This window comes from Streptomyces sp. Q2 (assembly GCF_056820935.1).
In genome coordinates this window covers 36035-55162 of the sequence record NZ_JBXEJE010000058.1, presented here as the reverse complement: position 1 = coordinate 55162, position 19128 = coordinate 36035, and the positions used below count along the sequence as shown (strand labels likewise).

The window sequence follows — 19128 nt, the reverse complement described above, 5'->3', positions numbered from 1 at the left end:
CGCGCCCCCGGCACGCGCCGCGCCCCCGGCACGCGCCGCGCCCCCGGCACGCGCCGCGCCCTCGGCATGCTCCTCGCCCCCCTCGGCGCCGCCGCCTACGTGCTGTGGGTCGGCCACCGCACCGGCCGCGGCCCGCTCGGCTACCTCGACGTCCAGGCCGGCTGGCGCAACGGGTTCGACGGCGGCCAGGCCTTCGCCCGCTTCGTCGCCGACAAGTTCACGTCGTTTCCGTCGGCCCTGGCGGGCGTGGGGCTGATCGTCGGGGTCGGACTGATCGTCTGGCTGTACGTCGTCTGTGTTCGGCAGCGCCAACCGCTGCCGCTCCTGGTGTACGCGGGTGTCGTCACCGCCCTCGCCCTGTGCGCGTCGAGCTACTTCGGCTCGAAACCGCGCCTGCTGATGCCCGCCTTCCCCCTGCTGCTGCCGCTCGCCCTCGCCCTGGCCCGGCTGCGTACGCCCAGGTCGGCTGCGGTGCTCGGGACGGTCGCGGTGGCATCGGCGGTGTACGGATCGTTCTGGCTGAACGGCTCCGGTCCGCCCTGACCGGCTCCGGAGCGCGATGAGCGCCCGGAGAATTCCTCCCCATGATTCGGTGAACGAATTCATAAGCGGGATAAAACCGCAACCCAGAATGATCAAAGGAATTGAAGGACACGCGCGGCAGGCATTGCGGAATCATTGGAGATAAACCTCTCTCTGAGAGGAATCCCACATCACATCGTCATCACAAAGCCGTGGATTCGCCCGGGACCAGAGCTCACTCGCTGTAACGTCGATTGGGTGCGTACCGAACGAAACCTCACCCGTCTGGACCGGGTGTTCGCGAGGCTGGACCGTGAGCCGGAACGGCCGGCTCACATCGACGTGCCGAAGATGAGCCGGCACCGGGTCGCGCTGCTCGCCGGAACCCTGGCTTTCTACCTGGCGATCGTGTGGCTCGTGGTGACCACCTCCTGGCTGGTCCGACTCGACTGGCAGGTCATGTTCTTCCGGCCGTACCAGCAGTGGGCCGGCATCCACTGGTTCGTCGACTACTACGTGGTGCTCGGCCAGCGCGGCCCGACCGCGGTGATGGTCGCGGCCTGGCTGGGCTGGCGTTCCTGGCGGCAGCACACGCTGCGGCCGCTGCTGACCCTGGGCGCGGCCCTGCTGCTGCTGAACATCACGGTCGGCGCGGCCAAACTCGGCATGGGCAGACTCGGGCCCCACTACGCGACCGCCATCGGCTCGAACGAGATGGGCCTGGGCGGCGATATATTTCCCAGCGGCCACACCGCCAACGCCGTGGTGACCTGGGGAATCCTGGCCTATCTGGCCTCCGCCCCATGGGCCCGCCGCTGGCTGTCCGCCGTGTCGGCGGTGACCTCGCTCGGCGTCGGCATGGCCACGGTCTACCTCGGTACGCACTGGCTGAGCGACGTGCTCCTCGGCTGGGCCGCCGGCCTGCTGGTCCTGCTGGCGCTCCCCTGGATGGAGCCGCTGATCGCACGCGCGGAGGCCGGGATCTTCGACCTGCGCGACCGCTGGCGCGCCCGCGGCGGCATCACGGCTCCGGCACCGCTGTCGCCCGTCGAGACCCCCGTGCGGCTCAAGCCGCGCCCGGCCTCCGAGAACGAGACCGCGGCCCGCACCGCGACGCCGCGCGCGCCCGTCTACCTGGCCCCGGGCCCGCACACGGTCCGCTCGGAACGCACTCCGCTCACCCCGGCCGGCAGTCGGCGCCCACCCCAGACGGACCGCGTGGTGCGCGGTACCACCTCGACGGCCCGGCCCCTGACGGGCGGCTGACCTNCGACGCCGCGCGCGCCCGTCTACCTGGCCCCGGGCCCGCACACGGTCCGCTCGGAACGCACTCCGCTCACCCCGGCCGGCAGTCGGCGCCCACCCCAGACGGACCGCGTGGTGCGCGGTACCACCTCGACGGCCCGGCCCCTGACGGGCGGCTGACCTGGGACAGCGGGCCGGTACGCACGCACCCGCCCACCGGACACGGCGACGGCCCCGGCTCTCTTTCCAAGAGCCGGGGCCGCCCCCGTGCGGGGTGGGTCAGCCCTTCCAGGCCCGGGCCACCTGCCCGTCCTTCACCTCGAAGTTCAGCCGTCCCACGCGGTACTCCATGGTGATGATCGCCCCCGGCGGCAGCGACCGCACCGTCGACCACCCACGCTCGCGCGCGAGCCGTTCGGCCCGGTCGGAGTCGAGGCCGACGTAGGTGTCCGGACTGTCGTCGGGTTCGGAGTCAGGAGTCGGAATCGGTGCCATACGGCCACGCTAGGCCCTGTCCGACGGCCGGGGAAGGCCGGGCCCCGCACCCAGCGTCACGCGTCCCTCTCCGGTCACGCTTCTGTCACAGAATCACGACACCCGTTTCCCTCGAACTCCGTCACACGTACGAGCGGTTCCCTAGGCCTTCCGCAGGTAATCGAACGCAATTCCCGCGTGTCGCCAGAGCTGCGAGAAATGCCCGGCGGAAAGTTCCGGGAGAACCGTTCCCCACCCTCTTTCCCCCGCTGATTCCGCGGAGGCCCGCGGGGTCCTGCTGCCGGACGAGAAAATACCCGGTTCCGGCACAGAACCCCCGTACGCCCTCTGTCGACCAGGCGATCCCGCGAGCATCATGGCGGGAGCTCGCGGGTACGCGTGGCGCGGGCTTCAGGGGGCCCGGGACAGGGCGAGCGAAGGGGCGAGCGAGCGATGGGCACGCAGACCGTGCAGGCGACGGCACGACCCGTGCGGACCGAGCGTCATGGCCGGGTGGTCGTCGACTGGCTGACCACCACCGACCACAAGAAGATCGGCCATCTCTACCTGATCACGTCGTTCGGGTTCTTCCTGATCGCCGGTGTGATGGCGCTGCTGATGCGCGCCGAACTCGCCCGGCCCGGTCTGCAGATCGTCGACAACCAGCAGTTCAACCAGCTCTTCACGATGCACGGCACGATCATGCTGCTGCTGTTCGCGACCCCGAGTTTCGCGGGCTTCGCCAACGAGCTGATGCCGTTGCAGATCGGTGCGCCCGACGTCGCCTTCCCCCGGCTGAACATGCTGTCGTACTGGCTGTTCCTCTTCGGCGGACTGATCGTGCTCGGCTCGCTGCTGGTGCCGTCCGGCCCGGCCGCCTTCGGCTGGTTCGCCTACGCGCCGCTCAACGACTCCGTGCACTCCCCCGGCGTCGGCCCCGACCTGTGGATCATGGGCTTGGCGCTGGCCGGCTTCGGCACGATCCTCGGCGCGGTCAACTTCATCACCACCATCGTCGGGATGCGCGCCCCCGGCATGACGATGTTCCGGATGCCGCTCTTCACCTGGAACACCCTGTTCACGTCGATCCTGATCCTGATGGCGTTCCCGGTGCTCGCCGCCGCGCTGCTGGTCCTGGAGGCGGACCGGCGGTTCGGCGCGCAGGTCTTCGACGCGGCCAACGGCGGCGCGCTCCTGTGGCAGCACCTGTTCTGGTTCTTCGGGCATCCCGAGGTGTACATCATCGCGCTGCCGTTCTTCGGCATCATCACGGAGATCATCCCGGTCTTCAGCCGCAAACCGCTGTTCGGCTATCTGACCCTGGTCGCGGCCACGATGGCGATCACCGGTCTGTCGATGGTGGTGTGGGCGCACCACATGTTCGCCACGGGCGCGGTGCTGCTGCCGTTCTTCTCGTTCATGAGCTTCCTGATCGCGGTGCCGACGGGCGTGAAGTTCTTCAACTGGACCGGCACCATGATCAAGGGCTCGCTCTCCTTCGAGACGCCGATGCTGTGGGCGACCGGCTTCCTGGTGTCGTTCCTGTTCGGCGGTCTGACCGGGGTGATCCTCGCCTCGCCGCCGCTGGACTTCCACGTCACCGACACGTACTTCGTGGTCGCGCACTTCCACTACGTCGTCTTCGGCACGGTCGTCTTCGCGACCTTCGCCGGCTTCTACTTCTGGTGGCCGAAGTTCACCGGCAAGATGCTCGACGAACGCCTCGGCAAGATCCAGTTCTGGACCCTGTTCATCGGCTTTCACACGACGTTCCTGGTGCAGCACTGGCTGGGCGCGGAGGGCATGCCACGCCGGTACGCCGACTACCTCGCCGCCGACGGGTTCACCGCGCTGAACACGCTGTCGACAATCGGCGCGTTCCTGCTCGGCATCTCGACGCTGCCGTTCCTCTACAACGTCTGGAAGACCACCAAGTACGGCGAGAAGGTCGAGGTCGACGACCCCTGGGGCTTCGGCCGCTCCCTGGAGTGGGCGACCTCCTGCCCGCCGCCCCGGCACAACTTCACCACGCTGCCCCGGGTGCGCTCCGAGTCCCCGGCGTTCGACCTGCACCATCCCGAGTACGCGGCGCAGATTCCCCAGCCCGAGCCAAAGAGCGAGCAAGCCGGTCGCGAGCCGTCCTGATCGCCTGCGTCAGCTCGGCCGGCTCCAGCACCTCGAACTCGAAGCCCAGCATCATCACGTGGAGCACCATCACGTCGAGGCTCGCGGCTCCGGTGCGCAGGATGCAGCTGTCCGCGTCGGAGGCCTCCAGGGTCCCGGCGGAAGGCGAGATTCGCTCCGCGGCCTCCTCCAGGGGCACCAGCAGCCGGATGACGGCGTGTGCGGCGTACGCGCGCGTGGAGACGCCTTGGGAGACGTACGCGGCGAGGTCTTCGGCGGGCGGGGTGCGCGGTGGGAAACGCGGGCCGTGCGGGGGCCTGGGGGTCATGCGGTCGACGCGGAACGTACGCCAGTCGTCGCGGTCGAGGTCCCAGGCGACCAGGTACCAGCGGCGCTCGCTGCACACCAGGCGGTGCGGTTCGACGCTGCGGCGGGTGGGGGCGCCGTCGTGGTCGCGGTACTCGAAGCGCAGCCGTTCGGCGTCCCGGCAGAGGTTGGCGAGCTCGGTGAGGACGGCCGGGTCGACGGAGGAGGGCAGCGGGCCGCGCAGCATCGGCACGGTGAAGGCGTTCAGGGCGCTCACGCGGCGGCGCAGCCGCCCGGGCAGGACCTGTTCCAGCTTGGCGAGGGCCCGTACCGAGGTCTCGCCGATGCCGTCGATGCCCTGCCCGGCGGCCGTGCGCAGTCCCACGGCGACCGCCACGGCCTCGTCGTCGTCCAACAGCAGTGGGGGCAGTTCGGCGCCCGCGCCCAGCTGGTAGCCGCCGCCGGTGCCCGGGCTGGCGTTGACGGGGTAGCCCAGCTCGCGCAGTCGGTCCACGTCCCGGCGGACGGTGCGCGCGGTGACGCCGAGGCGGTCGGCCAGGTCGGCGCCGGACCATTCGCGGTGGGCCTGGAGGAGTGAGAGCAGGCGCAGCAGTCGTGCCGAGGTCTCCAACATGGGGCCGAGTCTGCCAGCGGTCGCGGACAGCCGCTGTCCGCAATCGGCGTCCTTCAGGGCCGGTACGGCAGCTGGGGAACGTCGAAGCAGGTGCTGTTCATGTCTCCCTGGGACACCCATCCCCGCCCGTCCTCCCAGCGGGCCACCGACAGACAGGCCCGGCGGGTCTTCGGTGGTTCGGCGTACCGCTCGAACACGACCGGGACGAGCAATCCGCCCGCGGTGTATCCCTCGCCGCGGTTCATGAAGGCGTCCACGCACGCACGCGTGACGCCGCCTTGGGGGCAGGACCTGGCCGCGTCCGTGAACCACCTCGCGGCCGCCCAGCCCTCCAACTGCCACTGCGAGTGCGTCTTCAGGTCTTTGGTGGCGTCCCGGAACTCCCGTACGGCCTCATGGCCGGTGTCCTCGTGGTTGCGGCTGGACGCGGTCGCCCACAGGGCGTTGCGGCAGCGCGGGGCGTCCTTGTAGTCCTCGGGGACGGTGGACGTCCAGTTCTGTACGTTCGTGACCTTGGCGGTGATCTGGACGCCGGCGTCGTCCATCGCCTCGCAGAGCCGGGCGTTGCCGTGGCCGTCGATGGCGTCGAAGACGAGGTCGACGCCCTGCTCCTTCAGATCGGCGGCGACCGCGCGGAAGTTGGGCAGCGCGAAGTCGACCTGTTCGGTGACCACCCGGTAGCCCTCGGCCTTCAGCCCTCGCTCGACCAGTGAGGCGTAGGCGGCGGACGCGGCCTGGTTGTACGAGACGACGGCGGCCGTACGGGCGCCGTGTTCGCGCTTGAAGTAGCGGTAGACCTCGGTGCCGCCGTACTGCTCGCCGTCCCAGCCGGTGGTGCCCTCGCGGGGCGCGAGGCTGCCGTAGATGCCGTACAGGTGCGGCCAGGTGTCGTAGGCGGCCCCGATGGGCTGGCCGCCGATGTCGGGCACGCGCGCGCGTGAGACGCGGGAGGCGCCCGCGTAGTCGAGGGCCGTGGTGGCGACCAGGGCGACGACCTCGTCCTCCTCGACCAGCTTGTGCACGCAGGTGTTGTTGCCGACGCCGCTGCCGCCGTCGTCGCACAGCCGCACCTCGACAGGACGGCCGTCGATGCCGCCGCGCGCGTTGAGACGGTCGAAGTAGGCCTTGGCGCCGTCGCGCGGGCCGGTGAACGCGTTGCCGCCGACCGGGCTGGTGGCGCTGGTGATGATGCCGACGCGGACAGGCGTGCCGTCCCTCCGCGCGGGCGCCGGCGTCCGGTCGCCGTGCTCGAAGTCGCTCTCCGGGAGGCGGCTGCCGCAGGCCGTGCCCAGGAGGAGCAGCAGGCCCGCGACGGCCGACTCAGCAGCCCGGACCCGGCGAGGCATTGCCGCTCAGGCCGACCAGCCCGCACAGCGTCTTGACCGAGACCTTCCACACGTCGTCCTGCTCGACGGCCGTACCGGCGGCGTCGGGCATGACCGTGGCGCCCTTCAGGGTGAGGGTGTACGTCACGTTCGCCTCGGTCGGCGAGGTGAACTCGACCTTGCCGACCTTCGCCTCCACCTGGCCGCCGCGCTCGTCGCCGCTGAAGCCGTCCAGGACCTGGCCCATCCGGTCGCCGTTCTCCAGGACGGCCCGCTTGTCCTCGACCGGAACGGCCGGATCGAAGAACTTCACCCAGTTCCGCTTGATCTCCCGCTCGGCCGCCGCGGGGTCGTCCGGAGCGGTCGGGCTCGGCTCCGCGCTGGTGGAGGTCTCCACCGAGGGGGTGGGCGGCGTGGTGTCGTCGCCGCCGCTGTCGTCCGAGCACGCTGTGAGGGCCGAGGCGAGGAGGAACACCCCCACCACCAGCCCTCGGCCGCCGTTCCTCCGCTTGAGGTCGCTCCCGAGAACCATCTGGCTCACCACCGGGTGTCGGTCCGGGCCGTAGGCGCCCGGTGCTTTCAGGGTCAGCTTGCAGAAGGCATAGTGCAAGTCCATGGGCGGACTTGGAAGGCAGCCGGACACATGACGTGTGGGAGCCAGAGATGCGGACAGCCCGACTGCGGACCATGCACCCCGTCCTGTGGGCCGGCTGGGCCGCGCTCGCCGCGGGCGCGGTGCTGTGCGTGCTCGGCTGGTACGGCGTCTCGGGCGAGCGGTTCGCCGAACGGCAGCTGCCCTATCTCGCCTCCTGCACGGTCCCGGGCGCCGCGCTGATCGTCGCGGGCGCGGTACTCCTCACCCACGGCCGCACCGCACTCGCCGCCACCCGCGTGGAGGAGCTGTACGGCCTTCTGGTGGCCTCGGAGCCCGCCGACGCGGAGGAGGAAGTCGGGCAGCCGGTGTCCGCACCCCTGGCGGTCAGCGGGGACCTGCTGATGGTGCCGGGCGGCACCCTCTGGCACCGGGCTGACTGCCCGCTGGTCTCGGGGAAGGCGGAGGCCGTTCCGGTGGACTCCAAGCTGGTGGCGAGCGGCGAACTGGGCCCCTGTCCCATCTGCGAGCCCGCCGAAGAAACCGACTGATGTCCACCCTGACGTACGACCTCACGCTCGCCGGCCTCTCGGTCGGCAGTGCCGCCGCCCTCACCGGGATCGGCCTGATCGTGACGTACCGCGCGACCGGCGTGCTCAACTTCGCCCACGGCGCGATCGCGATGGTGTGCGCGTACGTGCTGCGGCAGTGCGTGGTCGAGTGGGGCTGGCCGCTGTGGGCCGGGGCGGCTCTCACGCTGCTGGTGCTGGCGCCGGGCATCGGTGTGGCACTGGAACGGTTCGTCTTCCGGCCGCTGTCGGTGCTCGGCGGCGACCCCGCGCAGACCCTGGTCGCGTCCATCGGCGTGTTCGTGCTCCTGGTCGGCGGGGCCGCGCTGGTGTGGGGGCAGGGCGCGCGGGACGACGCTCCGGAGCTGGTGCCGGCGGACCCGTGGGGTCAGTTGGCGGTGGTTCTGGTGCTGGCCGCGACGGTCGGTGCGGTGATGCGCTGGACGCGCTTCGGGCGGGAACTGCGGGCCGTGGTCGACGACCGGCAACTCGCCGTGCTCGGCGGGATCGACGCGGACCGGGTGGCCGCGTCCGGCTGGGCGTTCGGCTCGTTCACGGCCGGTCTGACGGGCGTGCTGCTGGCACCGTACGTACGCCTGGACCCGTATGGTCTGCCGTTGCTCGTCATGGAGGTGGTGGCGGTCGCGGTGGCCGCGCGGATGCGCAGCGTGCCGGTGGCCGTGGCGGTGGCGCTGGCCATCGGGGTGGCGCAGAGCCAGCTGACGAGACTGCACCCGTCGGGCTGGGGCGAACCGCTGCTCCAGGCGGTCGGCGCCAACCTCTTCGTCGTGACCCTGCTGCTCGCGGCGCTGGCGCTCCCCGGGATCGGCACGCGCGACGCGCTGCCGCGCACGGCCACCGCGCGCGTGCCGACGCCGCCGGGCGCCTGGATCGTGGCCGCCGTGCTGTTCCTGCTGCCGCTCGGCTTCGCGGGCTCGGACCTGCACACGGCGGTCCAGGTGCCGGCGCTGGGCGTGGTGCTGCTGTCCCTGGTGGTGGTCACCGGACGCGGCGGCCAGATCTCCCTGGGGCAGGCGGCGTACGCGGGCCTGGGCGCGCTCTTCACGGCCCTGCTCGCGGCCGGGCGCTTCCCCGGGCTGCCCCGCCTCCCCGAACTGGCCGCGCTGGCCGTGGCGGTCCTCCTGGTCGCCCCCTTGGGCCTGTTGACGGGCTGGCCGGCGATCAGCCGCCGGGGTCTGGCCCTCGCGCTCGCGACCTTCGCGGTGGGCGTCGGGGTGAGCCGCTTCGTCTTCGCCCAGCCGTACGCCGTCTCCGGTCTGTCGCTGGGCCGCCCGGCCGGCTTCGACGGGGACCGGGCGTACTACGTCCTGGAGCTGTGCCTTCTGGTGGCCGCTCTGCTGGCGACGCACGCCCTGCGCCGGGGCCGCACCGGCCGGGCCCTGGCCGCCATGCGCGACCACGAGGCGGGCGCGTCGGCCGCGGGCGTCCAGGTCCCGTCCCTGAAACTTCTCGCCTTCGTCGCCGGCGCCGCCCTGGCCGCCCTCGGCGGCGGCATGCTCGGCATGGGCCTGCGCGCCTTCGACCCAGGCGCCTACGACCCCGTCCGCGGTCTGCTCTGGTTCGCCGCGGTCGTCGTCCTGGGCGCCGACAGCACCCTGGGCGCCCTGGCCGCGGCCGCGTTGCTGGTGGGCCTCGACGCGGGCGCCCGGGGCGGGGTGGCGGCGGCGCTGATCGGGGTGCTGGCGGTACTGGTCGGCCGCTTCGCCGGAGGACCGTACGAGGCACTGCGGACGGCGACGGGGCGACTGCGGCTGCGGCGGAGGGCGGCGTTGACACCGCTGGGTGCGCGGGTGCGGTCGAGGCTGCGGGCCGGGGAACAGCGCCCGGCGGCAGGGTGGTCGAAGACCCGTCACCCGGGTGCCGCGGCCGCCGACGGCACTCCGCCCCCACCAGGGCCGCCCGCACCCGACCACGAGACCCGCACGGGTGGTGCGGGCGGTAGCCCGGACCCGGCCGGAGGCCGGGTGCCGCCCAGCACACCCGCACCCCCACTCGCGCCCGCCACCCTCACGGCCCGCCACCTCCACGCCCGCTACGACGGCTTCACCGCCCTCGACGGCGTCGACCTCGACATCCTCCCGGGCCGGGTCACCGCGATCATCGGCCCCAACGGCGCCGGAAAGAGCACCCTGTTCCACTGCCTCGCCGGGACCCACCGTCCCTCGCACGGGCAGGTCCTCCTCGGCGGGCGGGACATCACCCGGCTCACCGCACACGCCCGCACACGGCTCGGCATCGCCCGCACCTTCCAGCAACTCGCCGTCTTCCCGTCCTTGACCGTGGCCGACAACGTTCGGGTGGGCGCGGAGCAGGGACGCGTCACCGACCCCGACGCCGTGGAGCGGACCCTGCGACTGCTCGGCCTCGACGGTCCGGTGCGCGCCTCCCCTGCCGCCGATCTGCCGACCGGCACCCTGCGCCGCGTCGAACTGGCCAGGGCCCTGGCGGGCAGCCCGCGCGTCCTGCTGCTCGACGAGCCCGCCGCCGGCCTGGACACCGCCGAGGTCACCGCGCTCACCAAGGTCCTGAGGGCTCTCGCCGCCGACGGCACCGCCCTGCTCGTCGTCGAGCACGACCTGGACCTGGTCGCCGACCTCGCCGACGAGGTGCACGTGATGACGGCGGGCCGCATCGTCGCCTCCGGCCCGCCCGCCCGCGTCCTCGACGCCCTCGACGCTTTCGGCGCCCAGGAGGCCCCCGCATGACCGCCGTCCTGGAACTGCGCCACGCGCGCGTGCGCTACGGCCCCCTGGAGGCCCTGCACGGCGTCACCCTCGCCGCCCCGGGCCCCGGCCTCACCGTCCTGCTGGGCCGCAACGGCTCCGGTCGTACGACGGTGCTGCGCGCCTTGGCCGGCACCGTGGCGCTGTCCGGCGGCGCGGTGCTCTGGGACGGCACCGACGTGACCCGCGTACCGGCGTTCGAACGGGCCCGCCGCGGCCTGTGCCTCGTCCCCGAACGGCAGGCGGTGTTCGGCTCTCTCACCGTGCGCGAGAACCTCGAACTCACGGCGCCGGCGTACGACCTCGCCCTGGACGCCTATCCGCAACTCGCGCCCCTTCTCGCGCGTCGCGCGGGCACCCTCTCCGGAGGCGAGCAGCGCATGCTCGCGCTCTCCCGCGCCCTGCTGTCACGCGCGCGCGTGGTCCTCGTCGACGAGCCCGCCCAGGGCATGTCACCCACGATCGCGGCCCGCACGTACGCGCTGTTGGCCTCGCTCGACGCGTGTGTGGTCGTCGCCGAGCAGCGGCTGCCGCCCGTAGTGCACGGCCGGACGGCGGTCGTGTACGAACTGCGCCGCGGGTCTGTGGCGTTCGGGGGCGAGGCGGGAGAGCTCAGGAAGCGGGAAGGGGCGGGCCGAACACGGCGAAGGCCCGGCCCGAGCCCTCCGGGATGACCAGCATGGTGCCCGGGTTCAGCCGGTCCGGAGAGCCGCCGATCATGTCCTTGTTGGCCTTGTAGAGCTCCTGCCAGCCGCCCTTGACGCCGTACTTGCGGGCGATCGCAGCGAGCGTGTCGCCGGATTTCACCGTGTACATACGGCCCTTGAGCCCGTATCTCTTGGAACAGACCGGCCAGGCCTCCCAGCCCTGCACGGCCACCACCTCCTGGGCGACGGCGATCTGCTCCTCGCGGGTGGCGAGGTCCGCGCGTGGGGCGTACTTCAGTCCGCCGAAGCTCTCCCAGGTCGGCTGCCAGAACTGCAGCCCCCCGTAGAAGCCGTTTCCGGTGTTGACGTTCCACCGCCCGCCGCTCTCGCACTCGGCGATGCAGCCCCAGGGCCACTGGTCCTCGGCGCACTCGTAGGGCACGCGTGTCGAGGACGGTCCGGGAGCCGGTGGTGGCGTCGACGCGTGCGCGACGCCGGAGGCGAGGGCGCAGAGCAGGGCCACGGCCAGAGCGAGCTTGATCGGCTTTGCGTTCATCGGCCCACGCTAAGCAGCGGGGGCCGTGTCCCGGTCGCGGCGCGTCCGGTGCGCCCAGGCGCCCCACCCGGTCGGCGGACCGGGCGGGGCGCCGTGTCCGAGGAGGGGGAGCGGCTCAGAGGTCGAGGCGCTGCCCGGGCACGATCACGTGGGGATCGGCGCCGACGACGGCCTTGTTGACGGCGTAGAGCCGCTGCCAGGTGGTCCCGTGCGAGGCGGCGATGCCGCTCAGCGTGTCGCCCGCGCGGACGGTGTAGTCACCGCGGGACGAGCCGCGGGTCGTGTTCTGTGCCGATCGCTCCGGCGCCTTCGACGGAGCCGCCTCGGTGGTACCCGACCCCGAGGCCGAACCGGACGCCGAACCGGACGCCGATGTCGATCCGGATCCCGAGCCGGCCGCGGAACCCGCGGGTGCGCTCCCGGATGCTCCGGCCCGCGCCGAGCAGGTCGGCCACGCGTCCCACCCCTGGGCCTGCTGGACCTTGGCGGCGACGGTGATCTGCTGGGACTTCGTGGCCCGGTCGGCGGTCGGCGCGTAGGCCGCGCCGCCGTACGCCCGCCAGGTGGAGGCGGAGAACTGGAGTCCTCCGTAGTAGCCGTTTCCGGTGTTGATGTGCCAGTTGCCGCCGCTCTCGCACTGGGCGATGCGGTCCCACACCCCGCCGTCCGCCGCCACGGCGTTGCCGGACGCGGCCAACAGCCCGAGCGGGGCGAGCAGGGCCGCCCCGGCCAGAACCGCCGTCGTACGGGCCTTACGAACGTTGTTGTCGCGAGTGGTATCGGCACATTCGGACATGTGGTTCCCTCTCCACGAACCCGGGGTCCCCCAAGGCGGGACGCGACGCCCTGCGTGTCGTACGCGGTCGTCGCGCTCCGCCCCGTCCGCCGGAGGCTGTGAAGCGAGCAGGCGTCGAGGACGCGTGCGGCCGGCGGACGAACCCGAGCGGTGCTCGATGCACACGGCGGAGGAATGTAGAGAGGGTGACGGGCCGGTATCAAGCAACTGCTTGTCACTCCAGGTCAGTTCACCATTACCCCGGGTATCGGCTTTTTTCGGCCGCCCACTTCATTCGCCGATTTCCGGATTTGTCGACCAGTCGCCTCGACAATCTGTGACCCACCTCACCGGCCCAACTTCCTTTGCCTTCCGAGGAATTGACGGTGAGTGCCGGATTCCGTACCACAGGTGACCCTGCGCTGTGGATGGTTCGATTCCGTTCGCCGTGGAGCGTGACTCCCGCCACAGATCACCCGTTGTCTCCTTCATGAGCCCGGGACCGCCCGGTTCACGGGCCGGGAGCCACCCGGCCCCGCCACGCACCACATCCCGAGGGAGCCACCCGTGCCGCGCATGCTCGACGTCAGCGACGAGGTACGTGCCGAGATCGGCGACGAAGAGGCCGACCGGCTGCTCGCCGGAGAGAACGCACCCGGCAGTTACGACTGCACCTCCTGCCGCACCCAGGGCGACTCCGATCAGGAGCGCACCAGCACCGTCCTGTTCATCGGCGACGAGACCGCCGTCCTCGCCTTCGCCCATGCCGGCTGTCTGCCCTCCCAGGTGGTCCAGGTCACCGAGGAGCAGCTCCGGGGGGCGGTGAAGTCCATCACCGGCGACACCGTCGACCTGGAGCCGGACAAGATCGCACCCGAGCAGGCCGTGCTGGGCGTGACCAGCGGACTCGTCCTGATCGCCGGGGAGTTGTACCCGGCGCTGGTGGTCGAGCCGACCGCGCCGATCGTGCGGCCCGGTGCGACGGGGGTCGGCGACGACTTCCTGCCGCTGCTCATCGAGCAGGGGTTCATGCCGCTGACGACGATCGACTCCGCGCCTTCCGTGCTGCACGGGTGGTCGGTGCTGCTGGCCGTGGGTCAGCTGCACGCGGTGCTCCAGCCTTCGCCGAACGGCGGGCAGCCGGTGGCGTGGTGGCAGGCGCACCAGCCGCTGCAGGTGACCGAGAGCTGGCGGGCCGCCGCGAACAAGCACCAGCAGGTGCTGATGTTCGCCGCGCCGGTGGGGTCGATCGGGCGGCAGCCGCGGGAGGACCTGCTGCGGGACGCGCTGGACAAGGCGGCGGCCAACGGGAAGCTGGTGGCGGCCGCCATGCCGCTCGCGGGGACGTGACCGCGGCGGCCTTCGAAGGGTTGCGCGACCTACGGCGGCTACGGGTGGTACGTCGCTGGTCGCGCCCCTGAAGGCCTGCCGCCCGACCGCATCTCTTCATGTGCGGGGTCGTTTGGACATACGTGCACACCTACGACGTTCCCCGCCGCCACTCCTTCCAGCCGATCCCGCCTGCACGGTCGGCCCAGGAGCCCTCCGGCGGCCCATCGGCCACGCCGATCTACGACGCGCTCTACGCCGAGTACGTCAAGTCGTTCCGTTCCCTGCCGGGTGACCGCAGTGGCGAGGACGAGTTGGGCTTCACCGCCTTCGGGAACATCCCGCACAGTACGGGCTCGTTCAGCACCTCCTACAGCGCCTACAGCGCGGGGGCGTACAACGCCCGTCAGCAGTCGCAGTGGCAGCGGGTGGGACAGATCGGACAGCAGCACAGCACCGGGATGCATCACGTACCGGCGGCGCTGCCGCCCGGACTGCGCAGGAGCATCTGAGGCAGGCATGAAAGAGGGCGGCCCCCGGTCGGGGGCCGCCCTCTTTCATGCCTGCGTCACTTCTTCCTGCGTTACTTCTTCCTGCCGCGCTTCTCGCGCACCCGCACCGAGATGTGGATCGGCGTGCCCTCGAAGCTGAACTCCTCGCGCAGCCGGCGCTCGATGAAGCGCCGGTAGCCCGCCTCGATGAAGCCGGAGGCGAAGAGCACGAACCGCGGGGGCTTGACGCCGGCCTGGGTGCCGAAGAGGATGCGCGGCTGCTTGCCGCCCCGGATCGGGTGCGGGTGGGCGGCGACCAGTTCGCCGAGGAAGGCGTTCAGCCGGCCCGTGGGGACGCGGGTCTCCCAGCCGGCCAGCGCCGTCTCGATCGCCGGGACCAGCTTCTCCATGTGCCGCCCGGTGCGCGCCGAGACGTTCACCCGGGGCGCCCACGCGACCTGGGCGAGCTCGGTCTCGATCTCGCGCTCCAGGTAGTAGCGGCGCTCCTCGTCGAGGGTGTCCCACTTGTTGAACGCCAGGACGATGGCACGGCCCGCCTCCACGGCCATGGTGACGATGCGCTGGTCCTGGACCGAGATGGACTCGGAGGCGTCGATCAGGATGACCGCCACCTCGGCCTTCTCCACGGCGGCCGCGGTGCGCAGCGAGGCGTAGTAGTCGGCGCCCTGCTGGAGGTGGACACGCTTGCGGATGCCCGCCGTGTCGACGAACTTCCAGGTGACGCCGCCGAGTTCGATCAGCTCGTCGACCGGGTCGCGGGTGGTGCCCGCGACCTCGTTGACGACCACGCGCTCCTCGTTCGCCACCTTGTTGAGCAGCGAGGACTTGCCGACGTTCGGGCGTCCGATGAGCGCGATGCGGCGCGGACCACCCAGCACGGTGCCGAAGGTCTGCTCGGGCGCGTCCGGCAGGGCCTCCAGGACGGCGTCCAGCATGTCGCCGGTGCCGCGGCCGTGCAGCGCGGAGATGGGGTGCGGTTCGCCGAGGCCCAGGGCCCACAGGTAGGCCGCGTCGGCCTCACCGCTCTGGCCGTCGACCTTGTTGGCGGCCAGGACGACGGGCTTGCCGGCCTTGCGCAGCAGTCGTACGACCGCCTCGTCGGTGTCGGTCGCGCCGACCTTGGCGTCCACGACGAACACGACCGCGTCGGCCGCCTCGATCGCGTACTCGGCCTGTGCGGCCACCGAGGCGTCGATACCGAGGACGTCCTGCTCCCAGCCGCCGGTGTCGACGAGCTTGAAGCGGCGGCCGGCCCACTCGGCCTCGTAGGTCACGCGGTCGCGGGTGACACCGGGCTTGTCCTCGACGACCGCCTCGCGGCGGCCGATGATGCGGTTCACCAGAGTCGACTTGCCGACGTTCGGGCGGCCGACAACGGCGAGAACGGGCAGCGGCCCGTGACCGGCCGCCTCAAGCGCCCCTTCGACGTCCTCGACGTCGAAGCCCTCTTCCGCGGCGAGCTCCATGAACTCCGCGTACTCGGCGTCGCCAAGCGCTCCGTGGTCGTGCTCCTCGCCCGAGCCGTCGGAGTGGATGTGGTCGTTCATGAAGTCCGTACCTCGTTCATCGTGGTGATCGGTGGAACACCCGGACCGTTTGTCCGGTTGATCCACTACTCAGTGTGGCCTAGGGCCTGTCCGTCGAATCCTGCCGGAGACGCGGGGTCTGGCACGCACATCTGCCGCGTTGTCGTCGGTCGCCGACGCTCCGCGTCGACTCCCTCCTCCGCCTTGCAGCTGCACGCGCCAGACCCCGCTCACCTACGTTAATGGGTCATCGTTGCTTTCCTCCGGCCTGATCCGTCGGACAGGCCCTAGCGCCCGGTCAGGCGCCTGGCGTTTTCCAGGTGTGCGGTCAGCTGCTTCTGAATGCGTTCGGTCGCCTCGTCGAGCGCCTTGCGCGTACGTCGTCCGCTGCCGTCGCCGGCCTCGAACGGGTCGCCGAAGACGACGTCGACGCGGCTGCGCAGCGCGGGCAGCCCCTTTGCCAACCGTCCGGGCCGGTCGGAACTTCCCAGTACGGCGACCGGGACGATCGGGGCACCGCCGCGTACCGCGAAGTACGCGAGCCCGGCGCGCAGTGCGGCGAAGTCGCCCTCGCCGCGGGTGCCCTCCGGGAAGATCCCGAGGACGCCGCCCTCCGCCAGCACGCCCAGTGCCTGGGTGATCGCCGTACGGTCGGTGGTGTGCCGGTCCACCTTGACCTGCCCGATGCGGAGCAGGAAGGGGTCGAGCGGTCCGATGAACGCTTCCTTCTTGATCAGGAAGTGCGTGGGCCGGGGCGCCACGCCCATGACCATCGGGCCGTCGATGACGTGGGAGTGGTTGACGGCGAGGATCACCGGACCGGTCGCGGGGACCCGCCAGGCGCCGAGCACGCGCGGTTTCCACAGCCCGTACATCAGGCCGACGCCGATGCGCCGCCCGACCTCGGCGCCCTTTTCCGAGGGCACGGACGAGGCGCTCACTTCGCGGCCCGCTTCTCCTCGACGAGCGTGACGACGCACTCGATGACCTGCGCCAGTGTGAGCTCGGTGGTGTCCACCTCGACCGCGTCGTCCGCCTTGGCGAGCGGCGAGGTCTTGCGGCTGGAGTCGGCCGCGTCCCGCTTGATCAGGGCCTCGCGGGTGGCCTTGACGTCGGCGCCCTTCAGCTCACCGCTGCGGCGGGCGGCCCGTGCCTCCGGCGAGGCGGTGAGGAAGATCTTCAGGTCGGCGTCGGGCAGCACGGTCGTCCCGATGTCGCGGCCCTCGACGACGATGCCCCGCTCGGCGGCGGCCGCGATGGAGCGCTGCAGCTCGGTGATCCGGGCGCGCACCTCCGCCACCGCGCTGACCGCGCTGACCTTGGAGGTGACCTCCTGGGTGCGGATCGGAGCGGCCACGTCGGTGCCCTCGACCGTGATCGTGGGGTTCTCCGGGTCGGTGCCGGAGACGATGTCGGGCTTGCCGGCCGCCGCGGCGATCTCCGACGGGTCGTCGGTGTCGATCCCGTTGTTCACCATCCACCAGGTGATCGCCCGGTACTGGGCGCCGGTGTCGAGGTAGCTCAGGCCGAGCTGGGCCGCCACGGCCTTCGACGTGCTCGACTTGCCCGTGCCGGAGGGGCCGTCGATGGCGACAATCACGGGCTGGGCGGCGCCGTTTTCCACGGGGGGACACCTTCCTGGTGCGTGGTGGGAGTGTGCGGGGACGCAAAAGCACCCCGCACAAGGTTACTGGCTCGCCGGAGGCCTCCTTACGGGCGGAGGCCGAGGGCCTTCCTCCTGGTGCCGCGGGCGTTCCTACTGGCGGATGGCCCAGCCCCGCTCCCGCAGCGCCGCTGTCAGGACCGGCGCCGCCTTCGGCTCCACCATCAGCTGCACGAGACCGGCCTGCTGCCCGGTCGCGTGCTCGATCCGTACGTCCTCGATGTTGACCCCGGCCATCCCCGCGTCCGCGAAGATGCGGGCCAGCTGGCCCGGCTGGTCGTCGATGAGGACGGCCACGACCTCGTACGCCCGCGGGGCGGACCCGTGCTTGCCGGGAACGCGGACCTGGCCCGCGTTGCCGCGCCGCAGGACACCCTCGATGCCGGCGGTGCCCTCGCGCCGCTTGTCCTCGTCCGAGGACTGCAGTGCCCGCAGTGCCCGGACCGTCTCCTCGATGTCGGCGGAGACGTCCCCCAGGAGGTCGGCGACCGGCCCGGGGTTCGCGGACAGGATGTCGATCCACATCCCGGGGTCGGACGCGGCGATCCGGGTCACGTCCCGGATGCCCTGCCCGCACAGCCGTACGGCGGCCTCCTCGGCGTTCTCCAGGCGCGCGGCGACCATGCTGGAGACCAGGTGGGGCATGTGGGAGACCAGGGCGACGGCACGGTCGTGGGCGTCGGCGTCCATGACGACCGGCACGGCTCGGCAGTGCGAGACCAGTTCCAGGGCGAGGTTCAGCACCTCGGTGTGGGTGTCCCGGGTCGGCGTCAGCACCCAAGGGCGGCCCTCGAAGAGGTCGCCGGTGGCCGCCAGCGGGCCCGACTTCTCGCGGCCCGACATCGGGTGGGTGCCGATGTAGGACGCCAGGTCCAGGCCGAGGGCCTCCAGCTCGCGGCGCGGGCCGCCCTTGACGCTGGCCACGTCAAGGTAGCCGCGGGCGACGCCCCGGCGCATCGCGTCGGCGAGCACCGCGGCCACGTGGGCGGGCGGGGCGGCGACGATCGCGAGGTCGACGGGCTGCTCGGGCGCCTCGTCGGTGCCGGCGCCCAGCGCGGCCGCCGTACGGGCCTGCTCCGGGTCGTGGTCGGCGAGGTGGACGACGACGCCCCGCTGGGACAGGGCGAGGGCGGCGGACGTACCGATCAGGCCGGTGCCGATGACGAGGGCGGTTCTCACTGGGCGATGTCCTTGCGCAGGGCGGCCGCGGCGCCGAGGTAGACATGCGCGATGTCGGCCCGGGGCCGGTCCGACTCGATGTGCGCGAGGACGCGGACGACGCGCGGCATGGCGCCCTCGATGTCCAGTTCCTGGGCGCAGATCAGCGGGACGTCCACGATGCCGAGCTTGCGGGCCGCGGCGGCCGGGAAGTCGCTGTGCAGGTCGGGCGTGGCCGTGAACCAGACGCTGATCAGGTCGTCCGGGGTGAGGCCGTTGCGCTCCAGGACCGCGGTGAGCAGAGCCCCGACCTGCTCGTCCATGTGGCCGGCCTCGTCCCGCTCGAGTTGGACGGCGCCCCTCACCGCTCGTACCGCCACGACGATGCTCCTTGCTGATGTACGGCTCTTGGTCCATCCAGCCTAGT

17 protein-coding genes and 3 pseudogenes are annotated in these 19128 nt (G+C 71.8%); 9 read left to right on the top strand and 11 right to left on the bottom strand.

Annotated features, from left to right (window positions below; genetic code table 11):
• The 3 genes and pseudogenes from ACWBNA_RS42380 to ACWBNA_RS42370 form a co-directional block, all read left to right on the top strand.
• Nucleotides 1-543: pseudogene (locus tag ACWBNA_RS42380) on the top strand (hypothetical protein); the annotation flags it as partial.
• A gap of 237 nt (nt 544-780) precedes the next feature.
• Nucleotides 781-1788 (top strand): phosphatase PAP2 family protein, encoded by a 1008-nt coding sequence (locus ACWBNA_RS42375; RefSeq protein WP_482709918.1) that lies wholly within the window; start codon nt 781-783, stop codon nt 1786-1788.
• 9 nt (nt 1789-1797) lie between these two features.
• A pseudogene (locus tag ACWBNA_RS42370) lies at nt 1798-1947 on the top strand (phosphatase PAP2 family protein); the annotation flags it as partial.
• 99 nt (nt 1948-2046) lie between these two features.
• Here the strand turns inward: ACWBNA_RS42370 and ACWBNA_RS42365 are convergent.
• Nucleotides 2047-2262 carry an I78 family peptidase inhibitor gene (locus ACWBNA_RS42365; RefSeq protein ID WP_482709917.1) on the bottom strand — a complete coding sequence of 72 codons (216 nt, stop codon included), beginning with the start codon at nt 2260-2262 and terminating at the stop codon, nt 2047-2049.
• Between the two features lie 432 nt (nt 2263-2694).
• Here ACWBNA_RS42365 and ctaD point away from each other — a divergent pair.
• Nucleotides 2695-4266 (top strand): annotated as a pseudogene (gene ctaD / locus ACWBNA_RS42360) (aa3-type cytochrome oxidase subunit I); the annotation flags it as partial.
• On the opposite strand, the gene ACWBNA_RS42355 reads toward ctaD, so the two are convergent.
• From ACWBNA_RS42355 to ACWBNA_RS42345, 3 genes are read right to left on the bottom strand one after another with little or no spacing between them, the layout of a single operon-like run.
• The gene (locus tag ACWBNA_RS42355) at nt 4265-5305 is read right to left on the bottom strand and encodes a helix-turn-helix transcriptional regulator (RefSeq protein WP_482709916.1); all 1041 of its coding nucleotides are present in this window, start codon (nt 5303-5305) and stop codon (nt 4265-4267) included. The pseudogene ctaD and the gene ACWBNA_RS42355 overlap by 2 nt on opposite strands.
• A 53-nt stretch (nt 5306-5358) precedes the next feature.
• Nucleotides 5359-6651, bottom strand: a complete 1293-nt coding sequence (locus ACWBNA_RS42350) for an ABC transporter substrate-binding protein (protein ID WP_482709915.1) — start codon at nt 6649-6651, stop codon at nt 5359-5361.
• Nucleotides 6626-7162 carry an MTB12 C-terminal domain-containing protein gene (locus tag ACWBNA_RS42345; RefSeq protein WP_482709923.1) on the bottom strand — a complete coding sequence of 179 codons (537 nt, stop codon included), beginning with the start codon at nt 7160-7162 and terminating at the stop codon, nt 6626-6628. Before ACWBNA_RS42345 ends, ACWBNA_RS42350 begins: the two co-directional genes overlap by 26 nt.
• Before the next feature lie 131 nt (nt 7163-7293).
• On the opposite strand from ACWBNA_RS42345, the gene ACWBNA_RS42340 reads away from it, so the two are divergent.
• The 3 genes from ACWBNA_RS42340 to ACWBNA_RS42330 are packed head-to-tail and all read left to right on the top strand — an operon-like array spanning nt 7294 to nt 11209.
• Nucleotides 7294-7773 carry a hypothetical protein gene (locus ACWBNA_RS42340; RefSeq protein ID WP_482709913.1) on the top strand — a complete coding sequence of 160 codons (480 nt, stop codon included), beginning with the start codon at nt 7294-7296 and terminating at the stop codon, nt 7771-7773.
• Nucleotides 7773-10517 carry an ABC transporter permease subunit gene (locus ACWBNA_RS42335; protein ID WP_482709912.1) on the top strand — a complete coding sequence of 915 codons (2745 nt, stop codon included), beginning with the start codon at nt 7773-7775 and terminating at the stop codon, nt 10515-10517. Before ACWBNA_RS42340 ends, ACWBNA_RS42335 begins: the two co-directional genes overlap by 1 nt.
• Nucleotides 10514-11209, top strand: a complete 696-nt coding sequence (locus tag ACWBNA_RS42330) for an ATP-binding cassette domain-containing protein (protein WP_482709911.1) — start codon at nt 10514-10516, stop codon at nt 11207-11209. The genes ACWBNA_RS42335 and ACWBNA_RS42330 overlap by 4 nt, the downstream gene beginning before the upstream one ends.
• Here ACWBNA_RS42330 and ACWBNA_RS42325 read toward each other — a convergent pair.
• Nucleotides 11148-11738 (bottom strand): LysM peptidoglycan-binding domain-containing protein, encoded by a 591-nt coding sequence (locus ACWBNA_RS42325; RefSeq protein WP_482709910.1) that lies wholly within the window; start codon nt 11736-11738, stop codon nt 11148-11150. The two genes, ACWBNA_RS42330 and ACWBNA_RS42325, sit on opposite strands and share 62 nt — an antisense overlap.
• A 115-nt stretch (nt 11739-11853) precedes the next feature.
• Entirely contained in the window at nt 11854-12534 is a 681-nt protein-coding gene (locus tag ACWBNA_RS42320; RefSeq protein ID WP_482709909.1) for a LysM peptidoglycan-binding domain-containing protein, read from the bottom strand.
• A 546-nt stretch (nt 12535-13080) separates the two neighbouring features.
• Here ACWBNA_RS42320 and ACWBNA_RS42315 point away from each other — a divergent pair.
• Nucleotides 13081-13863 (top strand): hypothetical protein, encoded by a 783-nt coding sequence (locus tag ACWBNA_RS42315; RefSeq protein WP_482709908.1) that lies wholly within the window; start codon nt 13081-13083, stop codon nt 13861-13863.
• A 122-nt stretch (nt 13864-13985) separates the two neighbouring features.
• Nucleotides 13986-14354, top strand: a complete 369-nt coding sequence (locus ACWBNA_RS42310; protein ID WP_482709922.1) for a hypothetical protein — start codon at nt 13986-13988, stop codon at nt 14352-14354.
• Nucleotides 14355-14425: 71 nt separating this feature from the next.
• Here ACWBNA_RS42310 and der read toward each other — a convergent pair whose 3' ends face one another.
• The 5 genes from der to aroH all read right to left on the bottom strand — a co-directional run bounded on the left by der (nt 14426) and on the right by aroH (nt 19081).
• Nucleotides 14426-15901, bottom strand: a complete 1476-nt coding sequence (gene der / locus ACWBNA_RS42305; protein ID WP_482709907.1) for a ribosome biogenesis GTPase Der — start codon at nt 15899-15901, stop codon at nt 14426-14428.
• A gap of 266 nt (nt 15902-16167) precedes the next feature.
• Complete coding sequence (locus ACWBNA_RS42300; RefSeq protein ID WP_482709921.1) at nt 16168-16755, bottom strand: lysophospholipid acyltransferase family protein; 588 nt, start codon at nt 16753-16755, stop codon at nt 16168-16170.
• Nucleotides 16756-16817: 62 nt separating this feature from the next.
• A complete protein-coding gene (cmk, locus tag ACWBNA_RS42295) occupies nt 16818-17504 on the bottom strand; it encodes a (d)CMP kinase (protein WP_482709906.1) in 687 nt (228 codons plus the stop codon).
• Between the two features lie 132 nt (nt 17505-17636).
• Nucleotides 17637-18722, bottom strand: coding sequence for a prephenate dehydrogenase (locus ACWBNA_RS42290; protein ID WP_482709905.1), 1086 nt, complete (start codon nt 18720-18722; stop codon nt 17637-17639).
• The gene (aroH, locus tag ACWBNA_RS42285; protein ID WP_482709904.1) at nt 18719-19081 is read right to left on the bottom strand and encodes a chorismate mutase; all 363 of its coding nucleotides are present in this window, start codon (nt 19079-19081) and stop codon (nt 18719-18721) included. The genes ACWBNA_RS42290 and aroH overlap by 4 nt, the downstream gene beginning before the upstream one ends.
• Nucleotides 19082-19128 lie beyond the last annotated feature (47 nt).

Bases quoted from the DNA above. Each gene is read 5' to 3' on its own strand.
- ACWBNA_RS42300 (WP_482709921.1), bottom strand. From the start codon at position 16,755: ATGTACGGGCTGTGGAAACCGCGCGTGCTCGGCGCCTGGCGGGTCCCC.
- ACWBNA_RS42365 (WP_482709917.1), bottom strand. From the start codon at position 2,262: ATGGCACCGATTCCGACTCCTGACTCCGAACCCGACGACAGTCCGGAC.
- ACWBNA_RS42330 (WP_482709911.1), top strand. From the start codon at position 10,514: ATGACCGCCGTCCTGGAACTGCGCCACGCGCGCGTGCGCTACGGCCCC.
- ACWBNA_RS42355 (WP_482709916.1), bottom strand. From the start codon at position 5,305: ATGTTGGAGACCTCGGCACGACTGCTGCGCCTGCTCTCACTCCTCCAG.
- ACWBNA_RS42340 (WP_482709913.1), top strand. From the start codon at position 7,294: ATGCGGACAGCCCGACTGCGGACCATGCACCCCGTCCTGTGGGCCGGC.
- ACWBNA_RS42335 (WP_482709912.1), top strand. From the start codon at position 7,773: ATGTCCACCCTGACGTACGACCTCACGCTCGCCGGCCTCTCGGTCGGC.
- ACWBNA_RS42320 (WP_482709909.1), bottom strand. From the start codon at position 12,534: ATGTCCGAATGTGCCGATACCACTCGCGACAACAACGTTCGTAAGGCC.
- ACWBNA_RS42325 (WP_482709910.1), bottom strand. From the start codon at position 11,738: ATGAACGCAAAGCCGATCAAGCTCGCTCTGGCCGTGGCCCTGCTCTGC.
- der (WP_482709907.1), bottom strand. From the start codon at position 15,901: ATGAACGACCACATCCACTCCGACGGCTCGGGCGAGGAGCACGACCAC.
- ACWBNA_RS42345 (WP_482709923.1), bottom strand. From the start codon at position 7,162: ATGGTTCTCGGGAGCGACCTCAAGCGGAGGAACGGCGGCCGAGGGCTG.
- ACWBNA_RS42350 (WP_482709915.1), bottom strand. From the start codon at position 6,651: ATGCCTCGCCGGGTCCGGGCTGCTGAGTCGGCCGTCGCGGGCCTGCTG.